Annotated in this window: 14 protein-coding genes; all 14 read right to left on the bottom strand. The window is 70.0% G+C overall.

What is annotated here, in order from left to right; genetic code table 11:
* Nucleotides 1-57: 57 nt before the first annotated feature.
* Entirely contained in the window at nt 58-3,567 is a 3,510-nt protein-coding gene (gene rpoB / locus CHB94_RS10185; RefSeq protein WP_089336525.1) for a DNA-directed RNA polymerase subunit beta, read from the bottom strand.
* A gap of 453 nt (nt 3,568-4,020) precedes the next feature.
* Nucleotides 4,021-4,575: a hypothetical protein gene (locus tag CHB94_RS10180; RefSeq protein WP_089336452.1), complete on the bottom strand. Its 555-nt coding sequence runs from the start codon at nt 4,573-4,575 to the stop codon at nt 4,021-4,023.
* Between the two features lie 274 nt (nt 4,576-4,849).
* The gene (locus CHB94_RS10175) at nt 4,850-5,545 is read right to left on the bottom strand and encodes an Rv1363c family protein (RefSeq protein ID WP_089336451.1); all 696 of its coding nucleotides are present in this window, start codon (nt 5,543-5,545) and stop codon (nt 4,850-4,852) included.
* Nucleotides 5,546-5,597: 52 nt separating this feature from the next.
* The gene (locus CHB94_RS10170; RefSeq protein ID WP_089336450.1) at nt 5,598-6,872 is read right to left on the bottom strand and encodes an MlaD family protein; all 1,275 of its coding nucleotides are present in this window, start codon (nt 6,870-6,872) and stop codon (nt 5,598-5,600) included.
* Entirely contained in the window at nt 6,869-8,143 is a 1,275-nt protein-coding gene (locus tag CHB94_RS10165; RefSeq protein ID WP_089336449.1) for an MCE family protein, read from the bottom strand. The genes CHB94_RS10170 and CHB94_RS10165 overlap by 4 nt, the downstream gene beginning before the upstream one ends.
* On the bottom strand, nt 8,140-9,381 hold the full coding sequence (locus tag CHB94_RS10160) for an MCE family protein (protein WP_089336448.1): 1,242 nt from the start codon (nt 9,379-9,381) through the stop codon (nt 8,140-8,142). Before CHB94_RS10160 ends, CHB94_RS10165 begins: the two co-directional genes overlap by 4 nt.
* Nucleotides 9,378-10,409: an MCE family protein gene (locus CHB94_RS10155; RefSeq protein ID WP_089336524.1), complete on the bottom strand. Its 1,032-nt coding sequence runs from the start codon at nt 10,407-10,409 to the stop codon at nt 9,378-9,380. The genes CHB94_RS10160 and CHB94_RS10155 overlap by 4 nt, the downstream gene beginning before the upstream one ends.
* Entirely contained in the window at nt 10,409-11,467 is a 1,059-nt protein-coding gene (locus CHB94_RS10150) for an MCE family protein (RefSeq protein WP_217899249.1), read from the bottom strand. Before CHB94_RS10150 ends, CHB94_RS10155 begins: the two co-directional genes overlap by 1 nt.
* 67 nt (nt 11,468-11,534) lie before the next feature.
* The gene (locus CHB94_RS10145; protein ID WP_176445496.1) at nt 11,535-12,893 is read right to left on the bottom strand and encodes an MCE family protein; all 1,359 of its coding nucleotides are present in this window, start codon (nt 12,891-12,893) and stop codon (nt 11,535-11,537) included.
* Between the two features lie 23 nt (nt 12,894-12,916).
* A complete protein-coding gene (locus CHB94_RS10140; protein ID WP_176445495.1) occupies nt 12,917-13,786 on the bottom strand; it encodes an MlaE family ABC transporter permease in 870 nt (289 codons plus the stop codon).
* Complete coding sequence (locus tag CHB94_RS10135; protein ID WP_254920551.1) at nt 13,786-14,601, bottom strand: MlaE family ABC transporter permease; 816 nt, start codon at nt 14,599-14,601, stop codon at nt 13,786-13,788. Before CHB94_RS10135 ends, CHB94_RS10140 begins: the two co-directional genes overlap by 1 nt.
* A complete protein-coding gene (locus CHB94_RS10130; protein WP_089336446.1) occupies nt 14,598-15,734 on the bottom strand; it encodes an ABC transporter ATP-binding protein in 1,137 nt (378 codons plus the stop codon). Before CHB94_RS10130 ends, CHB94_RS10135 begins: the two co-directional genes overlap by 4 nt.
* A 311-nt stretch (nt 15,735-16,045) precedes the next feature.
* Nucleotides 16,046-16,438 carry a 50S ribosomal protein L7/L12 gene (gene rplL / locus CHB94_RS10125; protein ID WP_089336445.1) on the bottom strand — a complete coding sequence of 131 codons (393 nt, stop codon included), beginning with the start codon at nt 16,436-16,438 and terminating at the stop codon, nt 16,046-16,048.
* A 17-nt stretch (nt 16,439-16,455) separates the two neighbouring features.
* Nucleotides 16,456-17,085, bottom strand: a complete 630-nt coding sequence (rplJ, locus tag CHB94_RS10120) for a 50S ribosomal protein L10 (protein WP_089336444.1) — start codon at nt 17,083-17,085, stop codon at nt 16,456-16,458.
* Nucleotides 17,086-17,336 lie beyond the last annotated feature (251 nt).

Below are 17,336 nucleotides of genomic sequence, written 5' to 3'. Positions count from 1 at the left end.
TTGAGGCCGACCCAGGTAATCGCTGCGCTTGCGGAGCGAAAACCTGGGTCGGAACTCTTAGACGTCCTCGACGGACGACGGCTCGCGGCGGGACAGGTCGATGCCCAGCTCCTCCGCGGCCCGGAAGACCTCGTCGTCGGTGTCGCGCAGCTTGATTGCCTGCCCGTCGCCGGACAGCACCTCGACGTTGAGGCAGAGCGACTGGAGCTCCTTGAGCAACACCTTGAACGACTCCGGGATGCCCGGCTCGGGGATGTTCTCGCCCTTGACGATCGCCTCGTAGACCTTGACGCGGCCCAGGATGTCGTCGGACTTGATGGTCAGCAGCTCCTGCAGCGCGTAGGCCGCGCCGTAGGCCTGCATCGCCCAGCACTCCATCTCACCGAAGCGCTGGCCACCGAACTGCGCCTTACCACCCAGCGGCTGCTGCGTGATCATCGAGTAGGGGCCGGTCGAGCGGGCGTGGATCTTGTCGTCGACCAGGTGCAGCAGCTTCAGGATGTAGACGTAGCCCACCGAGATCGGCTCGGGGAAGGGCTCGCCGGAACGACCGTCGAACAGCCGGGCCTTGCCGGTCTCCTTGACCATCCGGTCGCCGTCCCGGTTCGGCGTCGTCGAGCCCAGGAGGCCGACGATCTCGTCCTCCTTGGCGCCGTCGAACACCGGGGTCGCGGTCCGGGTGCCGGGAGCCGCGCTCCTGGCCCCCTCGGGCAGGTTCTTCGCCCAGTCCGGGTTGCCCTCGACCTGCCAGCCCTGCTTGGCGACCCACCCGAGGTGGGTCTCCAGGACCTGGCCGACGTTCATGCGGCCGGGCACGCCGAGCGGGTTGAGGACGATGTCCACCGGGGTGCCGTCCTCGAGGAACGGCATGTCCTCCTGCGGCAGGATCTTCGAGATGACGCCCTTGTTGCCGTGGCGGCCGGCGAGCTTGTCGCCGTCGGAGATCTTGCGCATCTGGGCGACGTAGACCCGGATCAGCTCGTTGACGCCGGCGGGCAGCTCGTCGCCGTCCTCGCGCGAGAACACGCGGACGCCGATGACCTTGCCGGACTCACCGTGCTTGACCTTCAGCGACGTGTCGCGGACCTCGCGGGCCTTCTCACCGAAGATCGCGCGCAGCAGCCGCTCCTCCGGGGTCAGCTCGGTCTCGCCCTTGGGCGTGACCTTGCCGACGAGGATGTCGCCGGGGACGACCTCGGCACCGATGCGGATGATGCCGCGCTCGTCGAGGTCGGCGAGGACCTCCTCGGAGACGTTCGGGATGTCCCGGGTGATCTCCTCGGCACCGAGCTTGGTGTCGCGGGCGTCGACCTCGAACTCCTCGATGTGGATCGAGGACAGGACGTCGTCCTGCACGAGGCGCTGCGACAGGATGATCGCGTCCTCGTAGTTGTGGCCCTCCCACGGCATGAAGGCGACGAGCAGGTTCTTGCCCAGCGCCATCTCACCCTGGTCGGTGCACGGACCGTCGGCGATGACCTGACCGACCTCGACCCGCTGGCCCTCCTCGACGACCGGGGACTGGTTGATCGAGGTGCCCTGGTTCGAGCGGCGGAACTTCAGCAGCCGGTAGGTCTGCCGGGTGCCGTCGTCGGCCATGACGGTGACGTAGTCGGCGGTGGAGTCCTCGACCACACCGGCCTTCTCGGCCACGACCACGTCGCCGGCGTCGACGGCGGCACGCAGCTCCATGCCGGTGCCGACCAGCGGCGCCTCGCTGCGCAGCAGCGGGACGGCCTGACGCTGCATGTTCGCGCCCATGAGCGCGCGGTTGGCGTCGTCGTGCTCGAGGAACGGGATCATCGCCGTCGCGACCGAGGTCATCTGCCGCGGCGAGACGTCCATGTAGTCCACGTTCTCGGGGGCGAGGTAGTCGACCTCACCGCCCTTGGTGCGGACCAGGACACGCTCCTCGGCGAGGCGACCCTGCGCGTCGAGCGGGCTGTTGGCTTGCGCGACGACGAAGCGGTCCTCCTCGTCGGCGGTCAGGTAGTCGATCTGGTCGGTGACGGTGCCGTTCTCGACCTTGCGGTACGGCGTCTCGATGAAGCCGAAGGCGTTCACCCGACCGAACGAGGACAGCGAGCCGATCAGCCCGATGTTCGGGCCTTCCGGGGTCTCGATCGGGCACATCCGGCCGTAGTGGCTGGGGTGCACGTCGCGGACCTCCATGCCGGCCCGCTCACGCGACAGACCACCTGGGCCCAGCGCCGACAGGCGGCGCTTGTGGGTCAGGCCCGCGAGCGGGTTGGTCTGGTCCATGAACTGGGACAGCTGGCTGGTGCCGAAGAACTCCTTGATGGAGGCGACGACCGGCCGGATGTTGATCAGGGTCTGCGGCGTGATCGCCTCGACGTCCTGGGTCGTCATCCGCTCGCGGACCACGCGCTCCATGCGGGAGAGGCCGACCCGGATCTGGTTCTGGATCAGCTCACCGACGGTGCGCAGGCGGCGGTTGCCGAAGTGGTCGATGTCGTCGACACCGTGCTCGGGCTCGCCGGCGTGCAGCCGCACGACGTACTCGATGGTGGCGACGATGTCGTCCTCGGTCAGCGTGCTGGTGCTCTGCGGCACCGAGACGCCGAGCTTCTTGTTCACCTTGTAGCGGCCGACCTTGGCCAGGTCGTAGCGCTTCGGGTTGAAGAAGAGGTTCTCCAGCAGCGCCTGGGCGGACTCGCGCGTCGGCGGCTCGCCCGGGCGCAGCTTCCGGTAGATGTCCAGCAGCGCCTCGTCCTGCCCGGCGATGTGGTCCTTCTCCAGGGTCGCCAGAACGGTGGGCGACCACTGGAAGTGCTCGCGGATGCGGTCCTCGCCCCAGCCGAGCGCCTTCAGCAGCACGGTGACGGGCTGACGGCGCTTGCGGTCGATGCGGACGCCGACGGTGTCGCGCTTGTCGACGTCGAACTCCAGCCACGCACCGCGGCTGGGGATGACCTTGGCGCTGAAGACGTCCTTGTCCGAGGTCTTGTCCAGCGTCTTGTCGAAGTAGACACCGGGGCTGCGGACGAGCTGGGAGACGACGACGCGCTCGGTCCCGTTGATGACGAACGTGCCCTTGTTCGTCATGATCGGGAAGTCGCCCATGAACACCGTCTGGCTCTTGATCTCGCCGGTGGTGTTGTTCATGAACTCGGCGGTGACGAACAGCGGCGCCGCGTAGGTCATGTCCTTGTCCTTGCACTCCTCGAGGGACGCCTTGACGTCCTCGAAGCGCGGGTTGGAGAAGGACAGCGACATCGATCCGCTGAAGTCCTCGATCGGGGAGATCTCCTCGAGGATCTCGGCGAGACCGCCGACGGCGTCGGCCTGCTCCTCCGGGGCGAGGGTGGCCCGCCACTCGGGGCTGCCGATCAGCCAGTCGAACGACGCGGTCTGCAGAGCCAGCAGATCCGGGACCTCGAGGGGCTCCCGGATCTTGGCGAAGGAGACGCGGAGCGGGGCGCCGGGAATCTTCTGCTGGTCGGTCTCGCCGGTCCGGGTACCGGGCTGAGGCGACTGCGGGGTGGTGCGGGTGGTGCCGGACTCAGTGGTGCTGGGGTTGATGCTGGTGGGGCGAGAGCCTGCCAAGATGCGTCCTTCCAAGGACCTCACGACGTGCGGGCGGGACTGTGCGGGGTCGTCGTCGGTAATGGCGGAGCTGTCCATCTGGTCTGTCCGACGTTCCGGAAGGCCGACCAGCAGGTGTCCGGGACCACTCCCGGGCACCCCCGGTGACCCGTCTCGGCGGGGCAGGCAGTCAGAGGGCAGCGCAACAGGAGACCCTACCCCTGCCCGAGCGCGATGTCCACGCCGGGGGCGCCGGTGCGACCGGCGCCACAACCCGGGGACCGCGTCCCGTCGAGCCGGGTGCAGCGGGCGTGCGCGGACCATGATGCCAGCCGGAGCCGTTCCGCCGGAATGCCACGCCGCGCGAGAAAGGACCCCGTCCTCCTCACACCTCGTGGAAGGACCGCCTCCTCCCCACCCCTCGCAGGCTCGGGGCGGTGCCCTGGAGGGGGCGAGCCTCGGGACGGGGCCGGCTCAGCTGGTCGTCAGGAGCGTCAGCTCGCTGATCTTCCAGTCGCCGTCGACGTCGACGACGGTGACCTGGACCGTCTGGGTGCATGACTGCGCCCCGGCCGGCGTCACCTGGCACTCCGAGCCCTCCGGGGCGGGCTGGCTGCCGCTGTTCACCGACTCCACGACGTACTGGCCGAACACCACGAGGGTCGCGGTGTCCTGCGCCTCGTTGACCTGTTGCAGCCCGACGTCGAGCACCTCGTAGCGGGTCGTCGCGGACACCTGCTCGTAGGTGTCGATGATCCCGCCCTCCGAGAGGTCCTGCTCGTACTCGTCGCGCAGGTCGCCGGTGAGCACGTCCAGCTTGCCCTGCACGCTGCCCTCGGAGTCCTCGTAGTCGTAGGCGTAGACCGCCTCGATCCCGCTGCGTGCCGCGGCGAGGATCGACGAGTCGACGTACGCCGGGTTCAGCCGCTGCCACAGCAGCAGGCCGGCACCGGCCACCGCGAGCACGCACAGGAGCGCGAGCAGCAGTGGCAGGGCAGGAAGCCGCCGGCGCACGGTCTGCGTGCTCACCCCCGCGTCCGTGGACGACGGGGCGGCCGATCGCGACGTGCGCGGCCGCGCGGTCGCGGCGCGGCGGGCGGACGCCGCTCCCGCGGATGCCGTTCCCGCGGATGCCGTTCCCGCGGATGCCGTTCCCGCGGATGCCGTTCCCGTCGAGTCGCGGGCGGTGCCGAGCGGGTCCTCGCGGTCGCGGCGGCTTCCGGCGACCCGGGGTCGCGGCATCGGGCGAGGAGCGGCACCGGCGCGCGGGCGGGGCGTGGGCCGTGGAGCGCCGTCTGGGACGTCAGTCATTGCCGGGCGCCTCCGTCCCCTTGATGCCCGACAGCAACCACCGGCCGTCCGACTTCTCCAGCGTCACCTCGATGCGGTATCGCACGATCTGGGCCTGCGGATCGGCCGCGCTCTCCTGCGTCGACTGGATGACCAGCAGCGCCGTGGCGTCCTCGGCGTCGGCACGGGTGATCCCGGCGCCGACGACCTCGGTGCTCACGACCGCCTGCAGGTCGGTGAGCTCCTGCCGCCGCTGGTCCAGCTGGGCCACCGACTCCTCGCGCAGGTCGCCGGTGGTGACCCGGCGCGCCTGCTCGATGTCGTCGTCGAGCGTCAGGTGGTCGAACGAGGTCAGGTCGACGACGCCCGAACGGGCCGCCTGCAGCGCCTCGGCGTAGTCGCGGGTGCTGATGGCCGACTCCGGGGGTCGCGTGAACCAGAGGTAGGCCACCGCGCCGAGCAGCAGGACGAGCACGACCGACAGGGTCGGCACCAAGCGGACGGTGATCCGGCCCTCGCCACGGTGGCCGCTGTCGGTGCCGCCGTCCGCGGACGCCCCGGCGCGGCTCCCCGCGGCGGGTGCGCCGACGTGGGCAGTCCGGGCGTCGGGAGCCTGCACATCGGTGGCTCCGGTGGGGTCGTCACCGGGATCGACGGAGGGCACGACGTCCTCCTCGTCCCGGGCACGTGCCCGCGCTTCACTCGTCACCCGCGCGATTCTCCTTGTCCTGGTGTGATGTGGGCCGGCGGCAGGCTGCTGATCAGCCCGTTTGGGTGGCGATCGGGTTGGCGTGCAGGAGCCCACCCATCAGCTGGGAGAGCGCCGTGGCCGACAGCGGGCTACCAGCCCCGGCCTCTTCCTGCGGCGTGGTCACACCGCGGCCGCCGTCCCGGCCGATGTTCTGCTCGCCGCGGATGTTCGACCCGTTCTCGTCGTAGCCGTCACCCGGGTCCGGGTCCACGCCGTTGATCACCCCGCACCGCACGGCGTCGGTGTCGACGTTCTCGACCGCTTGCTGGGTCGGGGTGCTCTGGGTGGAGACGTAGCCGGTGGTGCACGAGTGCGGCTCGCCGGCGTTGAGCACGAAACCGAAGTGCGAGCGCAGCTGCCCGTCCTCGTCCCGGCGCACGACGGTGAACCCGCCCGTGACCGCGTCGGGATAGGTGATCAGCATCTGCCGGATGCCGTCCAGCCGCGGGATCTGGACCCCGTTCAGGATGTCCAGGTTGCGCACCAGGGACCCCAGGCCCGGGCCGGCGTCCTCCACCAGGTCCTCCAGGGCCTCCCCCGCGTCGGGGGCGTTGACCACGATGCTGCGCAGGTCGGGGTCCATCTCGACGAGCGTGTCGGTGAACAGCCGCAGGTCGGCGGCCCACTGACGGATCGCGGAGCGGCTGTCCCGCTGGGTGTCGAGCACCGTCTGGCCGTCGGTGATCAGCCGGAGCGTCTCAGGGAGAGACTGTTCGGCCCGTGCGAGGAGCAGGTCACCGTTGTCGATCAGCCGGCCGAGATCGTCGCCGGCGCCTTCGAAGGCCTTCCCGAGTTCCTCGATGACGATCCGCAGGTTCTCCTGGTCGATCGAGCCGACGAACTCGTCGAGGTTCAGGAGCATCTGTTCCACCGGCACCGGGATGCTGGTGCGCTCCTGCGGGATGACCGCGCCGTCCTCCAGGTAAGGCCCCCCCGCCTCGCTCGGCCGCAGCAGGACGTACTGCTCCCCCACCGCACTCCGGGTCGCCACGACGGCATCGGTGTCGGCCGGGATGGGTTCGGTCCCCGGGTCGATCCGGAGCGTGACACGGACTCCGTCGTCCACCAGCTCCATGTCGGTGACCCGGCCGACCTCGACGCCGCGGTAGGTCACCTCGGCATTGACGAAGATGCCGCCGGAGTCACGGAAATCGGCCGCGACCTCGTACCCGCCGCCCAGCAGGGCGCGGTCGAGACCGACGTACTTGAACCCCAGGTAGGCCATGCCCAGCACCGCCAGGGTGACGAAGGCCAGCAGCTTGACCTTGGTGCTGCGCGTGATCACTGCGCCACCCCCGTGACGGACGGCAGGCCGAGCCGGCCGGCGGGCTGGTCGGCTCCGGGCACCTGCTGGACGACCTGCCCCTCGATGCCGCTCAGGATCGACGGCGAGCTCGACGTGGACGAGGTGGACTGCGAGCCACCGGAGCCCCCGGTCGTGGCCCGGCTCCCGTCGCCCTCGACTCCGCACCTGCCCTGCGCGAGGGCCTCCTCCAGCGGCAGTTCACGAAGCGCGCCCGACTGGTCGACGACGTACCGACACAGGAGGTGGGTCAGGTCCAGGTCGACCGTGGCCGTCATGTTGGTGAACAGCGCCACCCCGCCGGACTGGGCCTCGCGGTAGTTCAACGCCGAGAGGGAGCTGTCCGGGAAGGGATAGGTCAGCAGCATCTCCAGGGACCCGGCGAGGTCGGGCCCGGCTGCGGCGAGCTGGGTGAGGATCGGCTGCAGGAGCTTCAGGTCCTCCACCGTGTCGGCCGCCGACTGCTGGATGATCCGGGTGCCGACGTCACCCAGCCGAGCCAGGCCCTCCAGCATGGAGACGAGCAGGTCGCGCTGCTCGTTGATGACGTCCAGACCGGGGCCGATGGTGTCGAGCGCGTTCTCGATCGTCGCGGTCCGGGCGCTCAGGGTCGCGGCCAGCTCGTTCGCGCGGTCCAGTGCCCGGTTGATCTCCGCCTTCTGCTCGTCGAGCCCGCCGATGAAGGTGTCCAGCTGGTCGAGCGTGTCCTTGATCTCGGCCTCCCGGCCTTCCAGCGCTTCGCCGAGTTCCCGGTTGATCGTCTGCAGCTGGGCGAGCCCGCCGCCGTTGAGCACCAGCGACAGCGCCCCGAGCAACTCCTCGACCTCGACGTTGCGGTTGGTGCGGTCGAGGGTGATCCGCGAGTCGTCGCCCAGTTTCCCCTCAGGCTCCTCGTTGCCCGGCGGAGCCAGCTCCACGTACTTCTCGCCGAGCAGCGACGACTGCTGGATGGCCGCGACCGCGTTGGCCGGCAGGTCGACCTCGCGGTTGACCGAGATGGTCACGAGCGCCGTCCAGTCGTCCTCGTCCAGCTCGATGGACTCCACGCGCCCGACCGGGACGTCGGCGACCCGGACACCGGACTGCGGCACGAGGTCCAGCACGTCGAGGAATTCCACCTGGACGGTGTACGGATCGTCACCGGTGTCGGCTCCGCCGGGAAGGTCCAGGGAGTAGGCACCGCGGAAGCCGCAACCGCCGAGCAGCAGCATCCCGGCCGCGAGGGCAACGACCCGCTGCGCGCGCCGGCTCACGGGGCACTCACCGGGGGGAGTCCGGGCCGCATCCCGCCCGCGGCGCCACCGCCACCGCCGCCACCGAGCAGCGCCTGACGGAGTTCCTCGTAGTCGGGAACGGCGTTGCCGTTCAGGTCGTCGAGGGTGCCGTCGGCGTCGGCGTCTCCGGACAGGAGGCGGGCGCAGATCTCCTCGACGGAGTCGCGCAGCGGCGCGGTCGCGTCGGGCAGCTTCCCTGGGAGGTCGGTCTCCAGGTCGACCCGGCCGACCTGGGCCAGCGCGCCGCAGACGACGATCTCGGCGTTCACCGAGCCCAGCCCGTTGTCGCGGGTGTCCAGCGTGCCGTAGTCGGGGTTGTAGGCGTGCGTCAGGTTGCCCAGCGCCGCCGGGGCCACGTCGAGCACCTCGGCCAGCTTGGCCCGCTGCTGCACCAGCACCAGCGTGACGTCCGCCAGCCGGTCGACGTTGGTGGTCAGCAACGTGGTGTTGTCCCTGACGAAGCCGGCCACGTCGCCCAGGGCGTCGCTGAGCAGGGCGACCGCGGTCTGCAGATCCTCCCGCTCGCTGGCCAGCAGCTCACTGACGGCGGCCATGTTGTCGTTGAACTGGCCCACCTGCGCATCGATGGTGGCCAGCGCGGAGGTGAAGGTCTGCAGGTTGTCCAGCGAGCCGAAGAGGTCGTCGCGGTTCTCGGCCAGGGTCTCCACGGCCTGCGAGAAGCCGGTCAGCGTACGGTTCAGCGCCTCGCCGTTGCCCTCGAGGTTCGCCGCGCCGACGTCGACGAGGTCGGACAACGCGCCGTCCTTGTTGGCGCCGTCGGGCCCCAGCGCAGCGGAGAGCTCGTCGAGGGCGCCGTAGACGGCGTCGAGCTCCACCGGGATGGCGGTGCGGTCCAGCGGGACCTCGTCGCCGTCCTGCATGGTCGGTCCCTCGTCGTAGACCGGCGAGAACTGCACGTACCGGTCGGAGACCAGCGACGGCGCCAGCACGATCGCCTCGGCGTCGGCCGGGATGTCGTAGTCGTCGTCGATGCTCATCTGGACCCGCACCTTGTCGCCCAGCGGGAGGACCTCGGTGATCGTGCCGATGGGAATGCCGAGCACCCGCACGTCCGAACCCGGGTACAGGCCGACCGTCTCCGTGAAGTAGGCGGTGACCCGGTACTGACCCGCGGGCCGCAGGATCGTCCAGCCCAGTGCTGCCAGCAGCACCAGGGCGGCGGCCAGCGCGATGCCGCGCTGCAGTGTGCCGCTCATCGGCCTCCCTCCGTCGCGGAACAACCGGTCACCGACGTCTCGGCGGTGGTGCAGACCGCCGCACCCACGATCGTGGGCACGAGGTCGTTGACGAAGCTGTCGAACCAGCGGCCGCTGCCCAGGGTGTTGGTGAACACCCGCACGAAGGGCGCGAGCTCGCTCACCGTCTCGGCCAGCGCAGCGCGGTTGCGCGAGAGGATCTCGGTCACGCGGGACAGCTGCTGGAGCGCCGGGGTGAGGGTCTCGCGGTTGTCGGCCACCAGCCCGGAGAGCTGATCGGCGAGCTCCTGTGTGTTGGTGAGGATCGAGTCGATCAGGGCCCGCCGTTCCTGCACCTCCGTGAGGAGCGTGTTGGAGTCCAGGATCAGCTGGGTGAACTCGCCGCTGCGGTCGGCGAGCACGTCGGTCACCTGCCGGGTCGCCGACAGCAGGTCGCGCAACTGCGCGTCCCGCGAGGCGATGGTGTCCGACAGCCGGGCCAGCCCCTCCAGCGAGGTGCGGACCTCCTCGGGGGTGTCGGCGAAGGTCTCCGACAGCACGTCGAAGGAGCTGGCGAGCTGGGCGGTGTCGATCTCCTGAACCGTCGAGGAGAGGTCGGCGAACGCCTCGACGACGTCGTACGGCGAGGCGGTGCGCTCCCTGGGGATGCGCTCGTCGGGATCGAGCGGCTGGGCCCCCCGCGGCACCAGGGCGATGTACTTCGCGCCGAGCACGGTCTCGATCTTGATCGCGGCCTCCGACCGGTCGCCCACGAAGGCGTCCTTCACCCGGAACTCGACAGTCACCGCGCCGTCCTCCAGGGCCAGACCCTCGACCGTGCCGACCTTGACGCCCGCCACCCGCACCGGGTCGTCGGGCTGCAGTCCGGCCGCCTCGGAGAACTGCGCCTTGTAGACGGTGCCCCCGCCGATGAGCGGCAGCGACTGTGCGTTGAAGGCGAGGAACACCAGGGCGGCGATGACGGTCAGGCTGACCGCGCCGACGACCACCGGGTTCCGGTCGCGGAAGTTCTTCGACTGGCGGGCCATCAGCCGCATCCCTCCGCTCCGCTGTCGTAGTCGAACGTCTTCGTGACCGGCGTCCCGTCCGGACCGGTGCCGGGCAGGGTCACCGTGCCCCCGGCTCGGCACATGAAGAAGTTGAACCAGCTGCCGTTGATGGCCGTCCGCGTCGTCAGGTCGAGCTTGACCGGTGCGGTCTGCAGGAATCGCTCCACCAGGTCACCGGTGTCGGCCAGGTTGCCGGACAGGTCGCCCAGCGCCTGGATGTCGGCGGCCAGCGGCGCGCGGGCCTCCTCCAGGAAGCCGCTCGAGGAGACCGCGAGCTGGTCGATGGTCTGCAGGGAGTCGAAGATCGCCTCCCGGTCGCCGGCGAGCCCGGTGACGAACTGCTGGAGGCTCACCACGAGGTCAGACAGCTGCTGGTCGCGGGCGGCCAGCGTGCCCATCACCGTCGTGAGGTTGTCGATCACGCTGCCGATGACCTGGTCCCGGTCGGCGAGGCTGTTGGTCAGCGAGCCCACGTGCGCCAGCAGGCTCTCCATGGTGCCGCCCTCGCCCTGGAACACCTGGATGATCTCGAAGGACACCCGGTTCATGTCCGCCGGCGACAGCGCCTGCAGGAGCGGCTGGAACCCACCGAAGAGCACCGTCAGGTCGAGCGCGTTGGTGGTCTGCGCCAGCGGGATGACCGCTCCCTCCGCGAGGGTCTTCCCGGACGAGCCCTCTCCCTCGGTGAGGGCGATGTACCGCTGACCGACCAGGTTGCGGTAGCGGATGGTCGCCTCGACGGCGGCGGGCAGCGGCACGTCGGCACTGACCTCGAGCTCGACCTCGGCCACCGGCCGGTCGGTGCCCTCGCCCAGGCCGATGCCGACCACCTGACCGACACGGACGCCGGCGATGCGCACCTCGTCGCCCTCCACGAGGCCGGCGACATCGGTGAACTGTGCCCGGTAGGTGAGCTGTTCCCCGTAGCCGGCGTTGGTGATGGTCGTGAGCAGCACGTAGGCGGCCATCACGGTGACGAGAGCGAAGACCACCAACTTGACCAGCGGGCCGGCGAGCCCCCTCAACTGGCCCTTCACAATGACACCTCCGCTGCGCGGCCGACCGCTCCGCTCCTCGCTCGCTGGCGCTCGCTGCGATGCTCACTCATCGGAGCATCACGCTCTTCCCGCGCAGTATCGGTGCCAGGGTGGCCGCGCCGAGGTCGGAGACGTCCGAGGGTCGCTTGCCGGACTGGTAGGCGAGGATGCTCCGGACGAAGTCCAGCTCGGCGGCCGAGCCGGCCAGGACGTCGGGCAGGGACTGGCCCGCCCGGGCTGCGGTGGGCACGTTGTCCGGGTTCCCGCCGTCGTCGGCCCCACCCTCGAAGCACGCGGGCACGGGCCGCTCGGCGCTCTCCGGCGACTCGACGCCGTCCTTGGCCGGGTACGGGCAGTAGTACTCCCCGGCCGCCGCCTGAGCGATCTCGGCGTCGATGTCGTCCAGCCCCCGGCAGTCGGGCGGGGCGGTGTCGGCGTAGACCGGCTGGTCGCCGGGCTGGTACGGGTTGCGCGGCGGCAAGGGGAACTGGATGTTCAGGTTCAGGGCCGGGTCCCCGTCCTGCCCGAAGCTCTCCCCGATCCGCGGAACCGACCGGGCGAGCCCCTCGAGCAGGCAGGGGTAGACCGGCGAGTACTCGGCGAAGAGGCCGAGCACGGGACGGGACGTCTCCGCCAGCGAGATCAGGTTGCGCTCGTTCCGCTCCAGGAAGCCCGCCGTCACGTTCGACGAACTCGTCCCGACGCTGAAGGTCCGGCGTAGCTGCTCGGCCTGGTCGACCACGGTCGTGTTGGTCACAGCAAGGTTGTCCAGCACGGCCAGCAGATCGTCCGCTGCGCCCTGGTAGGTCTCGGCGAAGTCGGCCAGGCCGGAGATGTCGGCCTGCAGCTGCGGGAGCACGGTGTTGATCTCGCCGATGTAGTCGCCCGTCGCGGCGAGGTTGGCGCCCAGGTCGTCGCCCCGGCCGCGCAACGCGTCGGCGACGGCGCCCAGGGTGAAGGACAGGTCGTCGGGGTGCACGGCCTGCAGCAACGGCAGCGTGTCGTCGATGACCCGCTGCAGCTCGATGGCGTTCTCGGTGCGGTCCTGGCCGATGACGTCGCCGTCGGCCAGCCGCTCCCCGCTGGGCCGCTCGGGCAGCACCAGCGACACGAACCGCTCGCCGAACAGCGTCTTGGGCAGCAGCCGCGCCGAGACGTCCGCCGGGATCTGTTCGAGATGGTCGGGGTCGATCGCCAGCTCGATGGTGGCGCCGTCGGCAGTGGCCTCGACCTCGCGGACGTCACCGACGATGACGCCCCGCACCTTGACGTCCGAGGCCTCCTGCAGCTGGTTGCCCGCCGTGTCGGTCTCCAGGGTCACGGTGGCGACCTCGGTGAACGCCTTGTTGTAGGAGGCCACCGACAGCCCCAACAGCAGCACGAGGACGACGAGGAACCCGATTCCCTGCGCCCGCCGGCGGATCACTTGTCCTCTGCCACTCACTGCCATCACCCCGCAATCCGGACAGTCGTCGTCGAGCCCCAGATGGCCAGGGACAGGAACAGGTCGATGATGTTGATCGCCACGATCGAGAACCGGACGGCCCGGCCGACGGCCAGGCCCACGCCCGCCGGTCCGCCGCTGGCCCGGTAGCCGTAGTAGCAGTGCGTCAGGATGATCACGACGGCGAAGACGAGGACCTTCAGGAACGACCACAGCACGTCCTCCGGGGGGAGGAACAGGTTGAAGTAGTGGTCGTAGGTGCCCGTGGACTGCCCGTAGGCCTGGGTGGCGATGGTCCGGGTCGCGAAGTAGCTGGTCAGCAGACCCAGCACGTACAGCGGGATCACGGCGATGAAGCCGGCGATGATCCGGGTCGTCACCAGGAACGGCAGCGAGGGCACGCCCATGACCTCGAGGGCGTCGATCTCCTCGTTGATCCGCATGGCGCCGATCTGCGCGGTGAACCCGCAACCGACCGTTGCCGACAGCGCCAGGCCGGCCACGAGTGGGGCGATCTCCCGCGTGTTGAAGTAGGCCGAGAGGAAGCCGGTGAAGGCCGACGTCCCCAGCTGGTCCAGCGCCGCGTACCCCTGCAGGCCCACCTCGGTCCCGGTGAAGAACGACAGGAACGCGATGACGCCGACGGTGCCCCCGATGACCGCGAGCGCCCCGGTCCCGAATGTGACCTCCGCCAGGAGGCGGAGAACCTCCTTCTTGTAGCGCTTGAGGGTGCGGGGGGTCCAGGCGAGTGCCCGACCGTAGAAGCCGAGCTGGTCGCCGAGGTCGTCGAGCGTGCCCAGCGGCTGGCGGTACACCTTCCGCGCGACGCGGCGGGCAGCCACCTTGACCCGGTCGCCGGGTGAGAGCAGCGCCATCACTGCCCCTTCGGCGGGACGAGCTGGAAGTAGATCGCGGTGATCACGAAGTTCACCGCGAACAGCAGGAGGAACGTGATGACGACGGACTGGTTCACCGCGTCACCCACGCCCTTGGGCCCACCTCCGGCCCGCAGCCCCTTGTAGGAGGCGACGATGGCCGCGATCAGACCGAAGATCAGCGCCTTGATCTCCCCTGACCAGAAGTCCTCGACCTGCGCCAGCGCGCTGAAGGAGGCCAGGTAGGCACCGGGTGTGCCGCCCTGCAGGACGACGTTGAAGAAGTAGCCGCCCGCGACACCGACGACGCTCACCAGGCCGTTGAGCAGGACGGCCACCAGCATCGAGGCCAGCACGCGGGGGACGACGAGGCGCTGGATCGGGCTGATGCCCAGCACCTCCATCGCGTCGATCTCGTCGCGGATCTTCCGGGCCCCGAGGTCCGCGCAGATGGCCGAGCCGCCCGCCCCCGCGATGAGCAGCGCGGTGACGATCGGGCTGGCCTCGCGGAGCACCGCCAGCACCGAGGCCGCCCCGGTGAAGGACTGTGCACCGAGCTGGCGGGTCAGCGAGCCCAGCTGCAGCGCGATGACCGCACCGAAGGGGATCGCGACCAGCGCCGTCGGCAGGATCGTGACGCTCGCGATGAACCAGGTCTGCTGGATGAACTCGCGGATCTGGAACGGGCGCTTGGGCAGCGCCTTGACCACGTCCAGCCCGAAGGCGAAGAGGTTGCCGCTCGCCGCGAGCGGACGGGTCGGTGAGAACTTTCCGTCGAGCAGTCCCGGGGCCTTCGGCTTGTCGGTGGCCGTCACCCCTCACCCCCCTGGCGGGGCAGGACGGCGGTGGCCGCGACACCTGCGGGGACGGCACCGGGCTCGGCCGCCCAGTGCCGGCCACGGGAGCCACGGGTGGGCTCGAACACGCCGGAGTCCACCTGGGCGAGCAGGTCCTCGGGCAGCGAGGCGCGGATGGCCTCCTGCGTCTCCGCGTCGAACTCGTGCAGCATGCGGGCGACCCGCTCCTGGCGGCGGCGTTCGGCCTGGCGCACGGGCAGGCCCTCGGTGGGGGTCAGCTGCGGCGGGACGGCGTCCCCTCCGCTGGCCCCCTTGGGCCCGACGCCGTTGTGCGAGTCCCCGCCACGGGCCTCCAGCGCCGCCATCTCGGCCTCCACCTGGGCGACGTCCTTCTCCTCGCTCATGCCGATGGGGCCCTCGCGGCGGCCGTTGAGGAACTGGCGGACCACGGGCTCCTGCGAGGTCAGCAGTTGCTCGCGCGGGCCGAACATCACGAGGTTGCGGCGGAACAGCAGGCCGAGGTTGTCGGGGACCGTCCGCGCCGTGCCGATGTCGTGCGTGACGATGAGGAACGTGGCGTCGATCTGGGCGTTGAGATCGACGATCAGCTGGTTGAGGTAGGCGACGCGGACCGGGTCGAGGCCGGAGTCGGGCTCGTCGAACAGGATGATCTCCGGGTCGAGCACCAGGGCCCGGGCGAGGCCGGCCCGCTTGCGCATACCGCCGGAGATCTCACCCGGCAGCTTCCCCTCGGCGCCCTGCAGACCCACCATGTCCATCTTCTCGAGGACGATGTTCTTGATCTCGGTCTCGGACTTCTTCGTGTGCTCGCGCAGCGGGAAGGCGATGTTGTCGAACAGGTTCATCGAGCCGAACAGCGCGCCGTCCTGGAACAGCACGCCGAAGAGCTTGCGGATCTCGTAGAGCTTGTGCTCGCTGGTCCTGACGAGGTCGACGTCGTTGATGACGATCGAGCCCCGCTCGGGCTTGAGCAGACCCACCAGCGACTTCAGGAAGACGGACTTGCCGGTGCCCGACGGGCCGAGGAGGACCGAGATCTCCCCCGGCGGCAAGGTCAGTGTGACGTCACTCCAGATGTTCTGGCTGCCGAACGACTTCGACAGACCCTCGACCTCGACTGCGACGCCCACGACCTGTCCCCTCCACTCCGGCCTCGTTGCCGGCTTCCGCTCCCGCTGCACCGAGGAGCCACGGCAGTTTGCTGTGTCGTGGCGTTCCATGCATCTCGAAACCCGCCGACGTCTGACTACTCATGGGTAACGACGGGTCCGGGCAGAGGTTACGTGGATCACGCAGTAGCTGTGACCTGGGCCTCCAGGTACTACTCGTGCGGTCGGCCCTGTTCACCTGACCGGTGGAACGCCACAGGGGCCGACCCGCCATGCGGATCGGCCCCTGTGAACGAGGTGGTGCGTTCCCCGGCGTCAGGCCGGGGAGGTCGTCACTTGACGGTGACGGTGGCGCCGGCGCCCTCGAGGGCGGCCTTGGCCTTGTCCGCAGCGTCCTTGGCGACCTTCTCCAGGACCGGCTTCGGCGCGTTGTCGACCAGGTCCTTGGCCTCCTTGAGGCCGAGCGAGGTCAGACCGCGCACCTCCTTGATGACCTGGATCTTCTTGTCACCGGCAGCCTCGAGGATGACGTCGAACTCGTCCTGCTCGACAGCGGCCTCCTCGCCACCGCCGCCACCACCGGCGGCGGGGGCGGCCGCAACGGCCACGGGGGCAGCAGCGGTGACGTCGAAGGTCTCCTCGAACTGCTTCACGAAGTCGGAGAGCTCGAGGAGGGTCATCTCCTTGAACGCGTCGAGCAGGTCCGAGCTGGAAATCTTGGCCATGTCTGTCTCCTTCTGGGTCAGTCGCCGCTGGCCGCGTCGGCGGCAACGGTGTCGGTCTCGGGGGTGGTGTCAGCAGCAGCGGTGCTGTCGTCGGCCGCGGCCGCGGGAGCATCGGCAGCCGGGGCGGGAGCCTCGGCAGCCTTCTTGTCCTGCAGCGCGGCGGCCAGACGGGCGACCTGCGACAGCGGGGCCTGGAACAGCCCGGCGGCCTTGGTCAGGTTGCCCTTCATCGCGCCGGCCAGCTTGGCGAGGAGCACCTCACGGCTCTCGACGTCGGCAAGGCGGGTGACCTCGCCGGCGTCGACCGTGCGGCCCTCGACCACGCCGCCCTTGACGACGAGCGCCGGGTTGGCGCGCGCGAAGTCACGGATGGCCTTGGCCGCGTTGACCGGGTCGCCGTCGATGAACGCGATCGCGGTCGGGCCGTTGAGCAGCGGGGCCAGGTCGGAGAAACCGACCGAGTCCGCTGCCCGCTTCGTCAGGGTGTTCTTGACGACGGCGTAGCTGCTGCCCTCACCGAGGGAACGGCGCAGCTGGGTCAGCTGGGCCACGGTCAGCCCGCGGTACTCGGTGAGCACCGCCGCACTCGAGTTCTGGAACCGCTCGGTGATCTCGTCGATCACCGCGGCCTTCGCCTGCGTGGGCATGGGCCTCCTCTCGTCTGTCGGGCGACCACCGGCCGCTGCACGACGACGGGCGATCGATGACCCCGGAGACGAGGAACGCCCCGGCGCAGCGCGCACGGGGCGAGGGACGGGCGGCGGACGCCCGTCGATCGAACCGTCCACCTGCGCGGGTCGCCCGGATTCCGGGACCTTCGATCGCACGCGGACGTGCGACGACCAGCGGTCTTGGGGGAACAGCAGCAAGAGTACGCGAACGGTGGGCGCGACCGCCA

Source organism: Blastococcus mobilis (assembly GCF_900188025.1).
GTDB classification, from domain to species: Bacteria; Actinomycetota; Actinomycetes; order Mycobacteriales; family Geodermatophilaceae; genus Blastococcus_B; species Blastococcus_B mobilis.
The sequence above is the reverse complement of the archived record's forward strand: the minus strand, read 5'-3'. Positions and strand labels throughout refer to the sequence as shown.

What these genes read in the sequence shown, in the direction of transcription:
- CHB94_RS10140 (WP_176445495.1), bottom strand. Translation starts at nt 13,786, where the DNA reads ATGGCGCTGCTCTCACCCGGCGACCGGGTCAAGGTGGCTGCCCGCCGC.
- CHB94_RS10155 (WP_089336524.1), bottom strand. Translation starts at nt 10,409, where the DNA reads ATGGCCCGCCAGTCGAAGAACTTCCGCGACCGGAACCCGGTGGTCGTC.
- CHB94_RS10160 (WP_089336448.1), bottom strand. Translation starts at nt 9,381, where the DNA reads ATGAGCGGCACACTGCAGCGCGGCATCGCGCTGGCCGCCGCCCTGGTG.
- rplL (WP_089336445.1), bottom strand. Translation starts at nt 16,438, where the DNA reads ATGGCCAAGATTTCCAGCTCGGACCTGCTCGACGCGTTCAAGGAGATG.
- rplJ (WP_089336444.1), bottom strand. Translation starts at nt 17,085, where the DNA reads ATGCCCACGCAGGCGAAGGCCGCGGTGATCGACGAGATCACCGAGCGG.